This window comes from Paraburkholderia agricolaris (assembly GCF_009455635.1).
GTDB lineage: Bacteria > Pseudomonadota > Gammaproteobacteria > Burkholderiales > Burkholderiaceae > Paraburkholderia > Paraburkholderia agricolaris.
In genome coordinates this window covers 3,747,338-3,765,598 of record NZ_QPER01000002.1, presented here as the reverse complement: position 1 = coordinate 3,765,598, position 18,261 = coordinate 3,747,338, and the positions used below count along the sequence as shown (strand labels likewise).

The 18,261-nt window shown below is 59.7% G+C and carries 14 protein-coding genes; 8 read left to right on the top strand and 6 right to left on the bottom strand.

Annotated features, from left to right (window positions below; all coding sequences use genetic code 11):
• The first annotated feature begins 121 nt into the window (after positions 1 to 121).
• From GH665_RS38045 to GH665_RS38010, 8 genes are all read left to right on the top strand, one after another.
• Complete coding sequence (locus GH665_RS38045; protein ID WP_153142130.1) at positions 122 to 1,228, top strand: ABC transporter ATP-binding protein; 1,107 nt, start codon at positions 122 to 124, stop codon at positions 1,226 to 1,228.
• 115 nt (positions 1,229 to 1,343) lie between these two features.
• Positions 1,344 to 2,393 carry an ABC transporter substrate-binding protein gene (locus GH665_RS38040; RefSeq protein WP_153142129.1) on the top strand — a complete coding sequence of 350 codons (1,050 nt, stop codon included), beginning with the start codon at positions 1,344 to 1,346 and terminating at the stop codon, positions 2,391 to 2,393.
• Positions 2,394 to 2,573: 180 nt separating this feature from the next.
• Entirely contained in the window at positions 2,574 to 3,842 is a 1,269-nt protein-coding gene (locus GH665_RS38035) for an ABC transporter permease (protein ID WP_174771800.1), read from the top strand.
• Positions 3,843 to 3,866: 24 nt separating this feature from the next.
• On the top strand, positions 3,867 to 4,706 hold the full coding sequence (locus tag GH665_RS38030; protein WP_028196096.1) for an ABC transporter permease: 840 nt from the start codon (positions 3,867 to 3,869) through the stop codon (positions 4,704 to 4,706).
• 147 nt (positions 4,707 to 4,853) lie between these two features.
• On the top strand, positions 4,854 to 5,903 hold the full coding sequence (locus tag GH665_RS38025; RefSeq protein ID WP_153142127.1) for an OmpA family protein: 1,050 nt from the start codon (positions 4,854 to 4,856) through the stop codon (positions 5,901 to 5,903).
• 321 nt (positions 5,904 to 6,224) lie between these two features.
• Entirely contained in the window at positions 6,225 to 6,860 is a 636-nt protein-coding gene (locus GH665_RS38020; RefSeq protein WP_153142126.1) for a response regulator transcription factor, read from the top strand.
• A gap of 594 nt (positions 6,861 to 7,454) precedes the next feature.
• A complete protein-coding gene (locus tag GH665_RS38015; protein WP_153142125.1) occupies positions 7,455 to 8,459 on the top strand; it encodes an Hpt domain-containing protein in 1,005 nt (334 codons plus the stop codon).
• Between the two features lie 107 nt (positions 8,460 to 8,566).
• Positions 8,567 to 9,469, top strand: coding sequence for a hypothetical protein (locus GH665_RS38010; RefSeq protein ID WP_153142124.1), 903 nt, complete (start codon positions 8,567 to 8,569; stop codon positions 9,467 to 9,469).
• 113 nt (positions 9,470 to 9,582) lie between these two features.
• Here GH665_RS38010 and acnA read toward each other — a convergent pair whose 3' ends face one another.
• The 6 genes from acnA to GH665_RS37980 form a co-directional block, all read right to left on the bottom strand.
• On the bottom strand, positions 9,583 to 12,300 hold the full coding sequence (gene acnA / locus GH665_RS38005) for an aconitate hydratase AcnA (protein WP_153142123.1): 2,718 nt from the start codon (positions 12,298 to 12,300) through the stop codon (positions 9,583 to 9,585).
• A 45-nt stretch (positions 12,301 to 12,345) separates the two neighbouring features.
• Entirely contained in the window at positions 12,346 to 13,797 is a 1,452-nt protein-coding gene (locus GH665_RS38000; protein WP_153142122.1) for a bifunctional 2-methylcitrate dehydratase/aconitate hydratase, read from the bottom strand.
• 25 nt (positions 13,798 to 13,822) lie between these two features.
• Positions 13,823 to 14,335 (bottom strand): hypothetical protein, encoded by a 513-nt coding sequence (locus GH665_RS37995; RefSeq protein WP_153142121.1) that lies wholly within the window; start codon positions 14,333 to 14,335, stop codon positions 13,823 to 13,825.
• A 101-nt stretch (positions 14,336 to 14,436) separates the two neighbouring features.
• Complete coding sequence (gene prpC, locus GH665_RS37990; RefSeq protein ID WP_153142120.1) at positions 14,437 to 15,624, bottom strand: bifunctional 2-methylcitrate synthase/citrate synthase; 1,188 nt, start codon at positions 15,622 to 15,624, stop codon at positions 14,437 to 14,439.
• 25 nt (positions 15,625 to 15,649) lie between these two features.
• Positions 15,650 to 16,666, bottom strand: a complete 1,017-nt coding sequence (locus GH665_RS37985; protein ID WP_153142119.1) for an HpcH/HpaI aldolase/citrate lyase family protein — start codon at positions 16,664 to 16,666, stop codon at positions 15,650 to 15,652.
• Positions 16,667 to 16,894: 228 nt separating this feature from the next.
• The gene (locus tag GH665_RS37980) at positions 16,895 to 17,878 is read right to left on the bottom strand and encodes a malate dehydrogenase (RefSeq protein WP_074289036.1); all 984 of its coding nucleotides are present in this window, start codon (positions 17,876 to 17,878) and stop codon (positions 16,895 to 16,897) included.
• Between the last annotated feature and the right edge of the window lie 383 nt (positions 17,879 to 18,261).

Below are 18,261 nucleotides of genomic sequence, written 5' to 3'. Positions count from 1 at the left end.
TATCCAGAATAATGAAATGGCTCCATATTGTAGAACCGTAAGGGACTATAGTGAGCCACGCAATTGATACACACCTCTGTTTGCAGAGGGAGTCAGCCGGACCGTAGAGGAGACTGGAGCGATGAAAACCGATGACGTGATCGTCAGCTTTCGAGGGGTACGCAAGACGTACGACGGCGAAACGCTAGTCGTCAAGCAACTCGATCTGGATATCTATCAAGGCGAATTCCTGACGCTGCTCGGGCCTTCGGGATCAGGGAAAACCACATGTTTGATGATGCTGGCGGGCTTTGAATTTCCCACCGGCGGCGAGATCTGGCTCGATGGCACGCTGCTCAATACCGTGCCGCCGCATAAGCGAAACATCGGCATGGTGTTTCAGAACTACGCGCTGTTTCCGCATTTGACGGTCGAGCAGAACGTCGCATATCCGCTTACGGTGCGCAAACTGTCGGCGCAGGAGCGTGCGCATCGCACGAATAACGCGCTGAAGATGGTGCGCATGGAGAGCTTCGCGAAGCGCTATCCGGCGCAGCTTTCCGGTGGCCAGCAGCAACGTATCGCGTTGGCGCGGGCGCTCGTATTCGAGCCGAAGCTCGTGCTGATGGACGAGCCGCTCGGCGCACTCGACAAACAATTGCGCGAACACATGCAGTACGAACTTAAATCACTGCACGAGAAGCTTGGCGTGACCTTCGTGTACGTCACACACGATCAGGGCGAAGCGCTGACCATGTCGGACCGTGTTGCCGTATTCGATAAGGGCATCGTGCAGCAACTCGATACCGTGGACCGTTTGTACGAATCGCCGTGCAACGAGTTCGTTGCGAACTTCATCGGCGACAGCAACAAGCTGCGTGGCACGATCGCGAACGTCGATGGCGAGTACTGTGAGTTTCACCTGATCGACGGCACGCGGCTCACAGGACGCAATATCGGCGGCGCGCGGGCGGGCACGCCGGCGGTCGCGTGCATCCGGCCTGAGCGTATGAAACTCGCCAATCTGGCCAATGGTGCGTCGCGGCACGGCGCCAATGCGCTCAGCGGCGAAGCGCGCGGGTTGATCTATTTTGGCGACCACGTGCGCATGCGCTGTGGCCTGCCGGAGCAGGAAGAGTGCTTCGTCAAGGTGCCGCTCGGTACCGACGCACTCGAAACCTTCGCGCCTGGCGCGCCGGTTGCGCTGGAGTTCGCGCCCGAGCATCTGCGGGTGTTCGCAGGGGCGTGAGGCTGTTCGAGACGTGAATCGTTCAACGCAGGAAAGAAGAAATTCACATAAGCAGTACATAACAAGTCGCACTCTAAGTAGCTTGAAGCACACCACCAAAGGAGAGCAACACACCATGAGCAAGATCGGGAAATCGCGCTGCGCCATCGCTGTCGGTGCTGTGGCGCTCGCGTTGGGCGCTGCGCAAGTCAATGCAGCCGAACTGACAGTCGTCAATTTTGGCGGCGCAAATGGCGACGCGCAAAAGGTCGCCTTCAACCAGCCTTTCGAAACGCAAACCAGCAACAAGGTGACCGCCGTCGAGTACAACGGCGAGCAGGCCAAAGTGAAGGCGATGGTCGAAGCGAAGCACGTGAATTGGGATGTGGTGGAAGTCGAATCGGGCGACATCGGCCGTGGTTGTGACGAAGGGTTGTACGAGAAACTCGACTGGTCGAAGATCGGCAAGAAGTCCGATCTGATTCCGGAAGCGCCGCAAACCTGCGGCGTGGGTTTCTTCGTGTGGTCGACGGCGCTGGCCTATAACGCCGACAAACTCAAAACCGCACCCACCGGTTGGGCCGATTTCTGGGACGTGAAGAAATTCCCGGGCAAGCGCGCAATGCGCAAGGGGGCGCGTTACAACCTCGAATTCGCACTGATGGCCGACGGCGTACCGCCGAAGGACGTCTACAAGGTGCTCGCCACCAAGGAAGGCCAGGACCGCGCGTTCAAGAAGCTCGACGAACTGAAGCCGAACATCCAGTGGTGGGAAGCGGGCGCCCAGCCGCCGCAATTCCTGGTTGCGGGTGACGTGGTGATGTCCACCGCTTACAACGGCCGGATCGACGCCGCGCAGCGCGAAGGCAAGAACCTGAAAGTGGTGTGGAACGGCAGCATTTACGACCTCGACTACTGGGCGATTCCGAAGGGCACGCCGAATAAGGCGCTGGCTGAGAAGTACATCGCCTATTCGATTTCGTCGAAACCGCAACAGGACTATGCGCGCAACATTGCGTACGGTCCGGTGAATGTGGCCGCCATCAAGGCGCTTGATCCGAAGACGCTCTCCAATCTGCCGAACTCGCCGGCCAACGGCAAGAACGCCGTGCTGCAGAACCTCGCGTTCTGGACTGACCATGGCGATGAACTGGAGCAACGTTTTGCGTCGTGGGCCTCGAAGTAATTAGCCGGGTGCAGGAAGGCGCGGTTTTTCTACGGTGAAACCGCGCCGTATTGATGCAATGAAGCGCAAACGCAGGTCTTCGCGATGTGCGCGAACGGGCGGATCGACTTGCGATGCGTGGGATTGGAATAGACGCCAAAGCGTCAACTCCGGTCGACTTAGGAGACGGGTGTGACTACGATGACGATCGCCGCCGATTCAACGCCTGAGTCGAGTGTTCGGCTCAAGCGAGAACTGAAAGCAGCGGAAGCGAAGAAGCGCGCGATGGCGCTGTTATTGATTGCGCCGCTGGCTATTTTTTTGCTGCTGATTTTCGTCGTGCCAATTGGCGCGCTGCTTACGCGCGCCGCACAGAATCCGGAAGTGGTGAGCGCCTTGCCGCATACGTTGAATGCGTTGAGTGGCTGGGATCGCAAGACGCTGCCTCCTGACGCCGCGTATGCGGCATTGGCAGCGGACCTAACCACCGTTGCCGATGGCGACGGCATGGGTGCGCTGGCACGCCGGCTGAACGTCGAAATTCCGGGCTACCGTTCTTTGGTCGCGAAATCGGCACGCGCGATGCCGTTTGTCGACGATAACAGCAAGCCGTTGAACCTCACGCCTGCCCAGACCCACGCGAAGTTCGTCGAACTCGACGAGCGCTGGAATGACATTACTTACTGGCAAGCGATTGCAAAGAACTCAGGCGCATATTCGCCGTTTTATCTACTGGCTTCGTTGGACCACAAACAGGACGCATTCGGCCATATCATTCCGACCGACCCGGACCAGCAGATCTATCTCGCCGTATTCAGCCGTACGTTTGTGATCGGCGCAGCTGTGACGTTTTTCGCGCTGCTGCTCGGCTATCCGCTCGCGTACTGGATATCCACGCTTTCCGACCGTCGTGCGAATCTGGTGATGATTCTCGTGTTGATTCCGTTCTGGACGTCGATTCTCGTGCGTGTTGCCGCTTGGATTGTGATTCTGCAAAGCGAGGGCTTGGTGAACAAGGCGCTGATGGCCACCGGGCTACTGCATGATCCTCTGTCGTTACTGTTCAACCGCACGGGCGTCTACATCTCGATGACGCATATTCTGCTGCCTTTTATGATTCTGCCGCTGTACAGCGTGATGAAGTCGATCCCGCCGACGTATCAGCGTGCCGCGATCTCGCTCGGCAGCCATCCGTTTGCCGCATTCTGGCGCGTGTACGTGCCGCAGACCTATCCGGGTATCGGCGCCGGCGCACTGCTCGTGTTCATTCTCGCGATCGGTTACTACATCACACCGGCGCTGCTCGGCGGACCGGGCGACCAGATGGTCAGCTACTACGTCGCTTACTTCACCAACGTGACGATCAACTGGGGCATGGCGTGTGCGCTCGGCGGTTTGCTGCTTGCCGCGACCCTCGTGCTGTATGTCATCTATGGGCGCTTTACGCGTTCGTCACTGAGCCTTGGCTGATTGCCTGAACGGAGCTGATTCGCGATGAAACTTGCCAAGCCCCTGTTCGCGCCGCACACATCGTTGGTGGAACGTGTGTGGTACTTCGCGCTGCGTGCGCTTGCCGTGCTGACCCTGCTGTATCTGATCTTGCCGGTGCTGGCGATCGTGCCCTTGTCGTTTTCGTCGAGCACGTTTCTGGTGTATCCGATTCCGGGCTGGTCGCTGCGCTGGTATCAGAACCTGATCGCGTCCGATGAATGGCGCATGGCGGCGAAGAACAGCTTTATCGTTGCGCCGTCCGCGACGGTCGTGGCAACCGTACTCGGCACGCTGGCCGCTATCGGACTGACGAAAGCCAACTTCCGCGGCAAGGCGCTACTCATGGCGATTCTGATCTCGCCGATGATCGTGCCGGTGGTGGTGGTTGGTGTGGGCATGTATCTGTTCTTTGCGCCGCTGGGACTGGCAAATACGTACATCGGGTTGATTCTTGCGCATGCTTCTCTGGGCGTGCCGTTTGTCGTGACGACGGTAGCGGCGACGTTGCAGGGCTTTAACTACAACCTGGTGCGCGCGAGCTTGTCGTTGGGCGCGAATCCGGTGAAGACCTTCTTTCGCATCACATTGCCGGTGATTGCGCCGGGAGTGATTTCCGGGGCGCTGTTTGCATTTGCCACTTCGTTCGATGAGGTGGTCGTGACGCTGTTCCTGGCCGGCGCGGATCAAACGACCCTGCCGCGGCAGATGTTCACCGGCATTCGCGAAAACATCAGTCCGACGATCGCGGCATTGGCGACGATCTTGATCGTGTTTTCCACCTGTTTGCTGCTGGCGTTGGAGTGGCTGCGTGGGAGAAATGCGGCGCGGGCTGTCAGGGCTTGAGCCTCGGTCTGCAGGGATAGTCACCTGACTCGTAATTCGAATCGCAGGATTCCGATGACAATCTAAGAATGTTCCCATTCCGCGCCTGTCTGCGTCTGTTCATACTCCGAGACTTCTCAAAGAAGATGCGCTCGACGCAGATAGTCAATGAAATTTCAGCTAACAGTTCTGGCGCTCGCTCTGGTTTTGTCGGGCTGTGCGGAACATGTCGCGCGGGACCGGCTCGGCATTGAAGATGTCACGGTGTTGAAAACGGGCATTGCCTCGCAAGACGGCGCTGCCGGCGCGGCGACATCGCAATGGGTTAATACATATGCCCCTATCGTTAGCGGTAAGGCAGCGATAGCTGCGCTCCAGCAACGGCTTGACCAGGCGCCCGGCGACAAAACAAACTATTTCCATGCCAAGGCGCAATGCTGGATTGATGCCGCTCGGCAAACGTCCCAGACCAACGATCATTGGGGTTTTGTAGAAGAAGCGATCGGGCAGGCCGCAATGATCACGATGAGCCTCGAGAAGGGCACGCCGCTGAGTGCCGCCAATCCCGTTCTTCGGACTGTCTCAACGGTACGTCCGGATTTGTGGCAGATCGTCAATACCATCAAGAGTGATCCTGCGATTGCCCAATGTCTACCGGCGCAACAGCCACTGGCTTGCGCGGAAGTTGAATTGATGCAGGCCGGACATGATGCGTGGGCTCGAAGCTTTGTCTCCGCGGAAAAGCGCTTACCCGAGATCAAAGACAATCTGCGCAAGTCTGCCGAGACGGCGCTGCAGTGCGCTCAGGCGAGGCCGCAGCCAGCCGTAGCCGAGTCACCGCAGAAGATTACGTTGCGAGCGGATTCGCTGTTCCGCTTTAACGGCGGTAATGAGGCTGCGATCCTGGCCACGGGTAAGCCGCGGCTCGACGCGGTGGCAAAGGGACTTGAGCAAGTGCATGGAGTCGGCGAACTCAGGGTTACGGGTTTCACCGATCCGCTTGGTACTGCTGCTTACAATCAACGTCTCTCTTTGCAGCGCGCACAGACGGTCAAGCAGTATCTGCTCAACAAAGGTGTGACATTGCCGATCACCGCGCAAGGGCTCGGCAGTGCGAATCAGGTGGTGGTATGTACGCAACGCAAACGCGAGGATCGGGTGCGCTGTCTCGCGCCGAACCGTCGAGTTGAGATCGAGTTTGTGCACGCGGCACCGTGAGTTTGTGTCGACACGGCGCAATACGCATTGAATACACCGCACACTCCGCGTGGAACAAGGTGTCGGCGCGCCAACTCAATACCGGCCGTCACACTGCGTGTCTGAACTTCCCCCGATTTTTTGCAGAGACCCCGTGCTTTTACGCAATGAAAGTACACGCGACGCGACGTCGTTTCTTTGCGTACAAAACATGAACGAGTTTTTACCGGTTGGAGAATAGCGTGACATCAATGTCATTCGATGTTCGCCGACTGTGACTTGTTGCGCGGCGCGAATACCAACATCGGTGTGGAACCGAAAACGTTTTTTAGGAATAAAAATATGGCTACGATTTTGGTTATTGACGATCATCCTGCGTTTCGATTGGTCATCAAGATGCAACTCATGCAGTTGCTTGGCGTTGAAAACGTCATTGAGGCAGACAACGGGCAAACGGCCGTAGAAATGGCGCGCTTGCATACCCCCGACCTGGCGATACTAGATCTCGATATTCCGCGGATTAGTGGACTTGACGTGATTCCTCGTCTTAAACTCGCGCATCCGTCGATCCGCTTGCTGGTTCTGTCTGGTCAGGACGCTGCTACGTTCGCGCCACGGGCAATGCGTTCAGGTGTGCACGGATTTGTCGGAAAAACGCAGGAAATGAAGGAAATAATGCGTGGCGTGGAAGCCGTGCTCGCCGGGTACACAGTGTTTCCAGTCACAAGCAGTGGTTCGGGCGTGGCGTTTCATGCAAGCGCAGCCAGCGAGGAAGATAAGCTTGGTTTGCTGTCGGACAAAGAAATTGTGATTCTTCAAATGCTGGCCAAAGGCATGTCGAACAAGGCGATTGGAGATGTGCTATTCATGAGTGACAAGACGGTCAGTACATACAAGAGTCGCATCCAGGAGAAACTGGGGTTGTCATCGTTGGCTGGGCTGATTGAGTTTGCTTCGCTGCATCGGTTGATCGACTAGGTTTTTCGGGCTATGAACAAAATGAGCCTGCTTGGTTCTTCAACTGCCGCGCGTTGTCGCGCGCAGCGTTTCTCTCACACTTTCTCTCGCGATGCAGGGCTTACTTCGATCCGTTTCGCGACGGTATTGGGTTGTCTCTTCGCATTCGCGCTGCTGTGTGTGCTCTCTATACGCGCCAATGCGATGCCATTAGTCGACGATACACCGCGCGTGCAGCAAGTCGATGAATCTGCGGCTCGGCCGGCGGCGAGTGCGCATGATGCGGCGATTGAGCGACAAACATGGCTATTGGCGCTCGCGGCTCCGGCAGTCGTTGCACTGGCCGGTACCTGCCTGTCCCGCGCAGCGCTGAGACGCGCTGCGGAGGAACTGCATCGAGTTAAAGACAAATGGACACGTGAGTGCCAGGCTGCCGAAGCGCGGGAGACGGCCGCGCGCAGTGCAGCGGCTACTCAGGCGAGAGCTGCCGCACTGAAGGAGCGACTCTGGCTCCTAGGCGCAGCGCGCCTCTACGCAGAAGCGCCGTTGGCTGCGGTGACGGATTTGCTTGAATCGATCGACACGGTGTCCATGCCGGCCGCTCAACGCGCTCAGATGTCCATGCTTCAATCCGCGGTGCGCACATGGGGCCAAACGCTTCACGATTTACTCGAGGCGTTGCCATTGGAGTCGCGCGCCTTTGTTCTCGACGAAAGTGCAACGAACCTGCGCGAACTCATCGACGGTGTTATCGCGCTGTTGTCTCCGTCTGCGACTCAGCGCGGTTTGCACTTGAGTTCGGACATCGACCATGCAGTCGCGGAGCGGATTCTCGTCGATAGCGCCCGGCTCGGGCAGATTTTCTTCCATCTGCTAAACCGTACGGTTCAACTGAATACGCATGGCGAGATTGCAATTGTCGTACGTGCGGAGCCGTTAAACGCCGGCTCGCAGCAGATTTTCATCAACGTGGCGCATACCGGTGAGAAAGCCATGTATGCCGCGCAAGGGCAACTTTTTGAAGCCGACGCTAACGAATCGACTGAAGGCAAGCAGCTTAGCAACGTCGATGCGTGTTTGCCGCTTTGCCAGATACTTGCGCAGCGTATGCAAGGTGAACTCGCCATCGCAAGCGACTCGCATTCCATCATTCGCGCGAGCTTCAATGCGCCGTTCACTGTCGAGCAATGGGGGACGTCCGCGGATCAGGTCCATTATGCACACGCTCACTTGCCGGGCATTGCAGTACAACCAGAGAAGGCTTTCGAAAGTGTGTTGGCCGAGCCTTTCGAACTTCGCTATCTCGAAGCGCTGTCTGCTGAGGGGATTGATCTCGACACGTTTCTGAGCGGCTGGCGCCGTGCGATGAAGGACGATCTGGAGCAGATGAGTGATTTGCGTCATCAGGAGGATGTTGCGGGGCTGCGCACCTTGCTGCACCGCTTGAGCGGAGCTGTAGGCCTCGTCGGCGCACACAGTTTGATGGAGGCGTTGCGGCATGCCAGCGCCGCGCCGCAGGAGCACGGGGTCGGCGCAATCGACGCGCTTATTGAACGTGCCGAAATTCTCATTACGCAACTCGATACAGAGATCGCTTCCCACCGGAGCACGTTAGGATGAACCAACCGCAGGTTTTGATCGAAGGCGGCTTGGCATTCCCAAAGCTGCGGCCATTCGACGGCTTACCGCCTCCCTTCGGGTCGATATCGCGTATCGCGCGACTCGCTATGCAACGTACTCCCCAGACTGCAGTGCAACGGGCGATCCAGGGTGCCGTGCAACGCGAACCTCAGGCGGCGCGCCCGGGTCAGTTTCCTCCGGGTGTCAAGCACGTCCTTTTCTACAAGGCGCCGCCGCAGCGAGTGGACACCCATCGCTGGGACGCGGCACTGGAAGAAGCGAAACGTTACTTGCAAATGGGCACGCCCCGCCCGCGTTCGTCGCGCTCGGACCGTCTGCTGGCCGGGGCTATCTTCGCGGGTTGCACCATCGCGCTGACATGGTTGTTGGTCACCTGCTCCATGAAGGAAGCGGAGAAGGTGAAAGCGTCGTCAGTGACGCTGGCCGCTGCAGCCCGCCAAGCGGAGATTGCCGCCGGGAAGCCGGCAGCCAGGGCGGATGCCGCAATCGTGAGCGCGGTGCCGCCGGTGGTTTCCGCGCGCGCCGACGCAGTACCTGAGACTCAGGTCGCGCAGGCTGTGCCCTTATCTATCGCGCCGCCGAAACATGTCGCGCAAGCGTCACCGCCGGACTCGTTCGCAAGGAAGCCCGGAACACACGCTGCTACCCGTGACCAGAACATGCCGTCGCGGGAAAAAGCGGTGAAACGTGTCAAGGTGGCGCGTTTGTCCGAAGCCCACGTCAACGAGCGTGTGGTCTTGAATCGAGCCGCTCATCCGGCTGCGAAGCCTAAGGTGTCGAATCAGCCCGAGTGGGTCGCCGGCGCGGCGCGTAGCACCGCTGTGGTCGACGACGCATCGTGGCTGAACTGGGCCGCCCAGCAGCATCGTCCGGCGCCGACCATGCGCGCGGCAATGCCGATGGACAACAACTGGAACGCCCGCATGACCCAACGCCGGGTCACCGACAACCCGGATGCCTTTCAGCACGATGATCGTAGTAAGCAGTAAAGGTCCATAAAAAAAGCCCGACCAGAGGTCGGGCTTCTAAAGTCGGCTGCGCCCTCCACAGGACGCAGCCCCTGCAAAACAACTCGCAGTTACTACACGCGTTAGCTAGTACCTTAAGCAGCCAGCAACGAACGCAGCACGAACGGCAGAATCCCGCCGTGCTTGTAGTAATCGACTTCGATCGGCGTGTCGATACGCAGCAGCACCGGCACACGCTTTTCCTTGCCGTCCTTGCCACGAATCACCAGCGTCACTTCCTGTTGCGGCTTGAAGTCAGCGCCCAGGCCTTCGATGTCGTACGTTTCTTCGCCGGTGATGCCGAGCGATTGGACGCTATCCGAGCCCTTGAATTGCAGCGGCAGAACGCCCATGCCGACCAGGTTCGAACGGTGGATCCGCTCGAAGCTGCGTGCGACCACAGCTTTCACGCCCAGCAGTTGCGTACCCTTCGCAGCCCAGTCACGCGACGAGCCCGTGCCGTACTCTTCGCCCGCGAACACGATGGTCGGCGTGCCGGCGTCGATGTACTTCATCGCTGCGTCGTAGATCGACTGTTGTTCGCCGCTCGGCTGGTGAATCGTCAGGCCGCCCTCAACGCGCGAGCCGTCTGCCTTCGCCGGGATCATCAGGTTCTTGATCCGGACGTTCGCGAACGTGCCGCGCATCATCACGTCGTGGTTGCCGCGGCGTGAGCCGTAGCTGTTGAAATCGGCCTTCTGCACGCCGTTTTCCTTCAGCCACTTGCCTGCCGGCGAGTCTTCCTTGATCGAGCCAGCCGGGCTGATGTGGTCGGTCGTGACCGAGTCACCGAAGATGCCCAGTGCGCGTGCGTTCGTGACCGCAGCGATGCTGTCGGCCGGCGTCATCGAGAAGTCCTTGCCGAAGAACGGCGGCTCAGCGATATAGGTCGACTTCGGCCAGTCGTAGACTTGGCCTTCTTCGCCTTCGATCTTGCTCCACAGGTCGCCCTTCTTGGTCAGCGACGAGTAGTTCTTGCGGAACGCATCGGCGTCCAGCGCGAACTTGAGCAGTGCATCGACTTCTTCGCTGGTCGGCCAGATGTCGCCCAGGTAGATGTCGCGGCCACCCTTGCCCTTGCCGACCGGTTCGGTCATCAGGTCGCGCGTGATGTTACCGGCGATCGCGTAAGCCACAACCAGCGGCGGCGAGGCCAGGAAGTTCGCGCGGATGTTCGGGTGAATACGCGCTTCGAAGTTACGGTTGCCCGACAAGACCGCTGCCGCGACGATGTCGTTCTTCGTGATCGCTTCGTTCAGTTCCGGCGTCAGGTCGCCCGCGTTACCGATACAGGTCGTGCAACCGTAAGCGGCCAGCGTGAAACCGAGCTTGTCGAGGTACTTCATCAAGTCGGTCTTCGTCAGGTATTCCGTGACGATGCGCGATCCCGGAGCCAGCGACGTCTTGATGTGCGGCGCGACCGTCAGACCAGCTTCCACAGCCTTCTTCGCCAGCAGACCAGCGGCCAGCAGCACGCTCGGGTTCGACGTGTTCGTGCACGACGTGATCGCGGCGATCAGGATGTCGCCGTTCTTCACGTCGACGCCGTTGCTCGTCGTGTATTGCGTGTCGAGGTCTTCCGACTTCTTCGCAAAGCCGTTTTCTGCCACCGGCTTCGAGAACAGGTCGCTGAAGGTCGACTTCACGTGACCGATTTCGATACGGTCTTGCGGGCGCTTCGGACCTGCCAGCGACGGCGTGACCGTGCCGAGATCCAGCGTGACGACCTTGGTGTAGTCGATCTGGCCAGCCTTCGGAATACCGAACAGACCCTGCGCCTTGAAGTAGTTTTCGAAGGCGGAGATTTCTGCGTCGGTGCGGCCCGTGCCCTTGAAGTAGTCGATGGTTTTTTCGTCGACCGGGAAGAAGCCCATGGTTGCGCCGTATTCCGGCGCCATGTTGCCGATCGTCGCACGGTCCGGCAGCGACAGCGACTTCGTGCCTTCACCGAAGAACTCGACGAACTTGCCGACAACCTTTTCCTTGCGCAGCAGTTCGGTGACGGTCAGGACCAGGTCGGTCGCCGTCAGGCCTTCGCGCAGCTTGCCCTTCAGTTCGACGCCGACCACGTCCGGCGTCAGGAAGTATACCGGCTGGCCGAGCATGCCGGCTTCAGCTTCGATACCGCCCACGCCCCAGCCCACCACGCCGATACCATTGATCATGGTGGTATGGCTGTCGGTGCCGACCAGCGAATCCGGGTAGTACACGGTGTCCGCGCCTTCGGCCTTCTTGTGCACGCCGCGTGCGAGGTATTCGAGGTTCACCTGGTGAACGATACCGACGCCCGGCGGCACGACCTTGAACGTGTCGAACGCCTGCATGCCCCACTTCATGAACTGGTAGCGCTCGTTATTGCGCTGGAATTCCAGTTTCATGTTCAGATCGAGCGCGTTCTTTTCGCGGAAGTGATCGATTTGCACCGAGTGATCGACGACCAGATCGACCGGGACCAGCGGTTCGATCGACTTCGGATCCTTGCCCATGTGCTTCGCGACACCGCGCATCGCTGCGATGTCGGCGAGCAGCGGCACGCCGGTAAAGTCTTGCAGCACGACGCGCGACACGACGAACGGGATTTCGTCGACGCGTGCTGCCGTCGGCTTCCAGTTCGCGAGTTGCTCGATGTGTTCTTCGGCGATCTTCTTGCCGTCGTAGTTACGCAGCACCGATTCCAGCACGATACGGATCGAAACCGGCAGGCGGTCGATCTTGATGTTCAGTGCCTTGCCGAGTTGCGGCAGGGAGTAGAACTTGCCTTTGCCGGAACCGCTGTCGAATTCCTTGAGCGTTTTGTGGAGGTTGTGGGCCATGGTGTTTTCCTTGGTTTGATCGCGGAACTACAGTACTTAACTTGACTAGATGACGTACAGATCGACGTATTCATTGACCGGCATGGCTTCGAGCCGTGCCTGATCCAGCGACACATCGAGAATCGCCAGTTGTTGCCTGACCGGAAAGCGGCGCGCGAGGTTGGTCTTGAACTTCTCGACCAGCAACGGAATTCCGTCTTCGCGACGACGCTTATGACCGATCGGGTATTCGACTACAACTTCGTCGAACGTCGACCCGTCGTTGAATTCGATCGTCAGTGCATTGGCGATCGAACGCTTCTCCGGATCGTGGTAATTCTTCGTGAACTGCGCGTCTTCCACACATTCCATCCTGGCGCGCAGCACATCGATGCGCGCGTCCTGCGCGATCGAATCTTCATAATCCGCGGCCGTCAGGCGGCCATGGATCAACGGCACGGCGATCATGTACTGAATGCAATGATCGCGGTCGGCCGGATTGTTCAGGGGGCCTTTCTTGTCGATGATGCGGATTGCGGCTTCGTGCGTGCGGATCGTGATCTTCTTGATGTCTTCCACTCGCTTGCCCGCGCTCTGCAATTGCGCGTGCAACGTCATCGCCGCCTCCACCGCCGTCTGCGCGTGGAATTCAGCCGGGAACGAAATCTTGAACAGCACGTTTTCCATCACATACGAGCCGTAAGGGCGCTGGAACCTGAACGCGTTACCCTTGAACAGCACATCGTAGAAGCCCCACGTTTTCGCGGTCAGCACCGACGGATAGCCCATCTCGCCGGTCTTCGCGATCAACGCGAGCCGTACGGCGCGCGAGGTTGCATCGCCCGCAGCCCACGACTTGCGCGAGCCGGTATTGGGTGCATGGCGGTAGGTGCGCAGCGCATGCCCATCGACAAACGCCTGCGATACCGCGTTGATCAACTCGTCGCGCGTCAACCCGATCATCTGGCCGACCACCGCGGTCGAAGCCAGTTTCACCAGCAGTACATGATCGAGCCCGACTTTGTTGAACGAATTTTCGAGCGCGATACAGCCTTGAATTTCGTGCGCCTTGATCATGCCGATCAACACGTCTTTCATCGTCAGCGGCTGCTTGCCCGCTGCGATGGCACTGCGCGAGAGCCAGTCGGCCGTCGCCAGAATTCCGCCGAGGTTGTCCGACGGATGACCCCATTCGGCGGCGAGCCATGTGTCGTTGAAATCGAGCCAGCGGATCATCGCGCCGATGTTGAAGGCGGCCTGAACCGGATCCAGCTGGAACGACGTGCCCGGCACCTTCGCGCCGTTGGGGACGATCGTGCCTGGCACGATCGGTCCCATCAGCTTGGTGCAGGCCGGGTAGGTGAGCGCCTCGAGTCCGCAACCGAGCGTATCGATCAGGCAGTTACGCGCGGTATCCAGCGCGAGCGTGCTGTCGATCGGGAAATCCAGCACGTAATCGACAATATCGACCAGGACGGAATCCGGGGCGGGTCGTACGTTGGAAATCGGAGCGGACATCGGGGTGCTTTCCTGATGTAACGGATTAGTTGGTTTTGTTGATCGCGTTGGATTGCGTCGGAGCCGGTGCGCCCTGGATCATCTCTGCCGTCTTGCACTCGTCGGCCAGACGCGAGCTGTCCTTGTCCGAGAACAACATCGCCTTCGTCGGGATCACGACCAGATCCATACCCGATGCAGCGTCGTGGAAACGGTCTGCGCCCGTGGTGGTCGCTTCGCGCGGCAGATTGTAGTTTTTGTTCGCCCAGTGAACCGTGACGATCTGGTCACGCTTCATGTCGCCCTTCAGATCGAAGGCCAGACCTTCGTTGCACGACCACTTGATCGAGCCGTCCGGCACCGGGTCGACCTTCGCTTCCTTGGCAGGATTGGCTTTGCGCTTGATCAGGCGCTTCGGTTGCGGGCGCTTCGCCACAGCCTTGGCAGCCGGTTTCGTGGCAGGGGTGGTGGTCGCCGTTTGCGCAGCGGCGTCAGTTGCGACGGTCAGCATCGTGGTGGACAGGGCGCCAATCACGGCAGCGATCATCAGCTTTTTCATGGAGAAAACCTTTCTATCTAGTTTCAGTTAACAGTGCGCGGTTGGCCATCTGGAGAACCGCGAGGTTAAACCGCACGCGCTTTGAAAGCGCACAGCGACCGCTATTTTCTCCTATTTAGCGGCACGTACTTCAAATTCTCGGGACCGGTGTAATTCGCGCTCGGCCGGATGATCTTGTTGTCGATCCGTTGCTCGATAATGTGCGCGCTCCAGCCTGCCGTGCGGGCGATCACGAACAGCGGCGTAAACATCGCCGTCGGCACGCCCATCATGTGATACGACACCGCGCTGAACCAGTCCAGATTCGGGAACATCTTCTTCACCTCCGCCATCACCGTTTCAAGCCGCTCGGCGATGTTGAACAGCTTCAGGTTGCCCGCTTCCTTCGACAGCTTCTTCGCAACGTCCTTGATGACCTTGTTGCGCGGATCGGAAATCGTGTACACCGGGTGGCCAAAACCGATCACCACTTCCTTGTTTTCCACGCGCTTGCGGATGTCGGCTTCAGCCTCATCCGGCGTCTGATAGCGCGACTGGATCTCGAAGGCGACTTCGTTCGCGCCGCCGTGCTTCGGGCCACGCAGCGCGCCGATCGCGCCGGTGATTGCCGAGTAGATGTCCGATCCCGTGCCCGCGATCACGCGGCCGGTGAAGGTCGACGCGTTGAATTCATGCTCGGCATACAGGTTCAGCGACACGTGCATCGCGTCGACCCACTCCTTCGATGGTTCCACGCCGTGCAGCAGGTGCAGGAAGTGGCCGCCGATCGAGTCGTCGTCGGTTTCGACCTCGATGCGCTTGCCGTTGTGCGAGTAGTGGTACCAGTACAGCAGCATCGAACCGAGCGAGGCCATCAGCTTGTCGGCGATGTCGCGCGCGCCCGGCAGGTTGTGGTCGTCTTTCTCGGGCAGCACGGTGCCGAGCACCGAGACGCCGGTGCGCATCACGTCCATCGGGTGCGCGGCGGCCGGAATCCATTCGAGCGCGGCCTTGACGTTCGCGGGCAGGCCGCGCAGCGCCTTGAGCTTCGTTTTGTAGGCGGTCAGTTCGGCTTGCGTCGGCAGCTTTTCGTGGACCAGCAGATAGGCGATCTCTTCGAATTCGCACGCACCGGCGATGTCGAGAATGTCGTAGCCACGGTAGTGCAGATCGTTGCCGGTCTTGCCGACCGTGCACAGCGCCGTGTTGCCGGCCGTCACGCCGGACAGGGCGACCGATTTCTTCGGTTTGAAGCCGCTTTTGGGCTCGTTCTCGCCTTGTGCACCGGCGGTTTGCGTCGTCTCACTCATCTTCCGCAATCTCCTTTATGCCTGCTCATGATGCGGCTTGCCCGTTAGCGCCCACTTTCGTGAAGAGCGGCGCGGCGTCTTGCGGGACGGCGCGGCCAGTGGATTGCGCGCGACGCAGCACCGACCAGTAGTAGCGATAGCTGGCCCGGTCGTGCAGCGTGTCGTGATGGCGCGTCGGTCCCCATTGTGCGGACTGCGCGGCCAGCAGAATCTCGGTAGCGGTGGCGATTTCTTCGTCGCGAGGTGCAAACGCGGCCACGATCGCCTCGATCTGCGCCGGGTGGATGCTCCACATGCGTGTGTAGCCGAACTCGTTGCGGGCGCGGGCGGCGTCGTTCGCGACCACGCTCATGTCGCGCACTTCGGTGCTGACGTTGTGCGACGGCACCTTGCCGTACGCGTGACAGGCCGCCGAAATCTCGAGCTTCGCGCGCCGCACCAGCGGGTGATCGAACTGACCGGGCGAGCGCATGGCGGTATCGGGAATCGCGCCGTTGTGCGCGGAAACGAAGTCCATCAGGCCGAAGCTCAGCGCCTCGACGCCAGGCAGCGCGGCCAGATCGAACACGCGCGTCAACGCGCCATGTGTTTCGACCAGCAATTGCACCGGCACCGGTTGTGCAATGCCGAGTTCGCGCCGCGTCGCCTCGATGAACGCGACCATTTCGGCAGCATCGGGGACGTTGCGGATCTTCGGGAGGGTGATGTAAGCAGGCGCGCGTTTCGCTGCGCGCAGAATGAGGCGGATGTCGTCGCGCCAGTGCGCGTGATCGAAGTCGTGAATCCGCACGCCGACGCGGCCAAAGCGGTCATGCTCGCTGCCCAGCAGCGACGCGACCAGCTCCGCGTGCTCGGCTTCCCGGCCTACTTGCGCGCCGTCTTCACAATCGAGCGTGATGTCGAACACCGGGCCGAGTTGCTGCTGCAATGCCAGTGATTTCAGCATCAGCTTCTCGCTGCCGGCGTAGTGATCGCAGGCAGGCAGCACAGCGGGCGGCACTTCGCCGTCAAACAGCACTTCGGCGGGTGTGAGGGCGCGCATCTTCGGCGTCAGGATTCTGGGTGGTCGGGTGGCTAAATCGGATTCGGACGCGTTCTGCTCGGCGATTAGCCGGCCATGACGCAAAGCGCGTTCGAATCAGAGGCGAATACTGGCACGACAAATTGCGAAGTGAACCGCAATTTCGTGGGGCGTACCTGCATTCGCACGTAAAAAACCGGAACCCGCCGCAACGAAGCTACGGAGTTCCGGTTCATCTGCATCAGGCGCTTAGCCGAGCAGGTGTTGAACGCCTTCGCGCTCTTCGAGCAGCTCGTTCAGCGTGCCGTCCATCTTTTCGCGCGAGAACGCGTCGATTGCCAGACCTTCGACGCGCTTGTACTCGCCGTTTTCGCACGTAACCGGCACACCGTAGATGATGTCTTCCGGAATGCCATACGAGCCGTCCGACGGGATACCCATCGTGACCCACTTGCCGTTCGTGCCGAGCACCCAGTCACGCACGTGGTCGATTGCAGCGTTAGCTGCCGACGCTGCCGACGACAGGCCGCGCGCTTCGATGATCGCTGCGCCGCGCTTGCCGACGGTCGGGATGAACGTGTTGCGATTCCATTCTTCGTCGTTGATCAGCTTGGTCAGATCTTGACCTTCAGCCGTTGCAACGCGGAAGTCCGGGTACATGGTCGGCGAGTGGTTGCCCCACACAGCCAGCTTTTCGATCGAAGCGACCGGCTTGCCCGACTTGGCGGCCAGTTGCGACAGCGCACGGTTGTGGTCGAGGCGCAGCATGGCGGTGAAGTTCTTCTTCGGCAGATCCGGCGCCGACTTCATCGCGATGTAAGCATTCGTGTTGGCCGGGTTGCCGACCACCAGCACCTTCACGTCGCGGCTGGCGACTTCGTTCAGCGCCTTGCCCTGAACCGTGAAGATTTCGGCGTTTGCCGACAGCAGGTCTTTACGCTCCATGCCTTTCGAGCGCGGACGTGCGCCGACCAGCAGGGCAACGTCTGCATCCTTGAATGCAACCTTCGGGTCGTCGGTGATCACGACACCCGACAGCAGCGGGAATGCGCAATCATCCAGTTCCATCACGACGCCTTTGACGGCGCCTTGCGCTTGCGGCAGGTCGAGCAGTTGCAGGATAACCGGCTGATCCTTGCCGAGCAGATCGCCATTGGCGATGCGGAATAGCAGGGAGTAAGCGATTTGACCTGCGGCGCCGGTGACGGCAACGCGCTTTGCGGGCTTAGCCATTGAGAAATCTCCAGGACGATGCGTTAGACGCTAGGGAAAACGCCATTCTATATGCGCGTTCAGCGAAGCGTTGTGAAACACGGCGGAATTCACTGTTCGCGTACGGCCTCGTAATTTTCCGAGGCTGTGCGGCGCGCTGCGGCAAGACCGCCATGCCGGAAACCTGTACTACTAGCGGGAAGCGAGGCAGGTTGGCGCCGGTAGCCGCTGCACGGTGCGGGCTCCTGCAAACAGCGCGTTTCGGCAAGCGTCTGACCAAACGAATGGCGGCGAATCGAAACCTGGACTGCGTGGGAACAGCATGGTGCAGAGTGGCTGCCGGTGCGCTACGGCGCTGCATTGCACAGTGCAAAACAGCCGCCAAAAACCCCGCAAACCCTTGC

Coding starts and splice junctions, on each gene's coding strand:
- GH665_RS38025 (WP_153142127.1), top strand. CDS start 4,854: ATGAAATTTCAGCTAACAGTTCTGGCGCTCGCTCTGGTTTTGTCGGGC.
- GH665_RS37995 (WP_153142121.1), bottom strand. CDS start 14,335: ATGAAAAAGCTGATGATCGCTGCCGTGATTGGCGCCCTGTCCACCACG.
- GH665_RS38030 (WP_028196096.1), top strand. CDS start 3,867: ATGAAACTTGCCAAGCCCCTGTTCGCGCCGCACACATCGTTGGTGGAA.
- GH665_RS38015 (WP_153142125.1), top strand. CDS start 7,455: ATGTCCATGCTTCAATCCGCGGTGCGCACATGGGGCCAAACGCTTCAC.
- acnA (WP_153142123.1), bottom strand. CDS start 12,300: ATGGCCCACAACCTCCACAAAACGCTCAAGGAATTCGACAGCGGTTCC.
- GH665_RS38000 (WP_153142122.1), bottom strand. CDS start 13,797: ATGTCCGCTCCGATTTCCAACGTACGACCCGCCCCGGATTCCGTCCTG.
- GH665_RS38010 (WP_153142124.1), top strand. CDS start 8,567: ATGCAACGTACTCCCCAGACTGCAGTGCAACGGGCGATCCAGGGTGCC.
- GH665_RS38035 (WP_174771800.1), top strand. CDS start 2,574: ATGACGATCGCCGCCGATTCAACGCCTGAGTCGAGTGTTCGGCTCAAG.
- GH665_RS38040 (WP_153142129.1), top strand. CDS start 1,344: ATGAGCAAGATCGGGAAATCGCGCTGCGCCATCGCTGTCGGTGCTGTG.
- GH665_RS37980 (WP_074289036.1), bottom strand. CDS start 17,878: ATGGCTAAGCCCGCAAAGCGCGTTGCCGTCACCGGCGCCGCAGGTCAA.
- GH665_RS38045 (WP_153142130.1), top strand. CDS start 122: ATGAAAACCGATGACGTGATCGTCAGCTTTCGAGGGGTACGCAAGACG.
- prpC (WP_153142120.1), bottom strand. CDS start 15,624: ATGAGTGAGACGACGCAAACCGCCGGTGCACAAGGCGAGAACGAGCCC.
- GH665_RS38020 (WP_153142126.1), top strand. CDS start 6,225: ATGGCTACGATTTTGGTTATTGACGATCATCCTGCGTTTCGATTGGTC.
- GH665_RS37985 (WP_153142119.1), bottom strand. CDS start 16,666: ATGCGCGCCCTCACACCCGCCGAAGTGCTGTTTGACGGCGAAGTGCCG.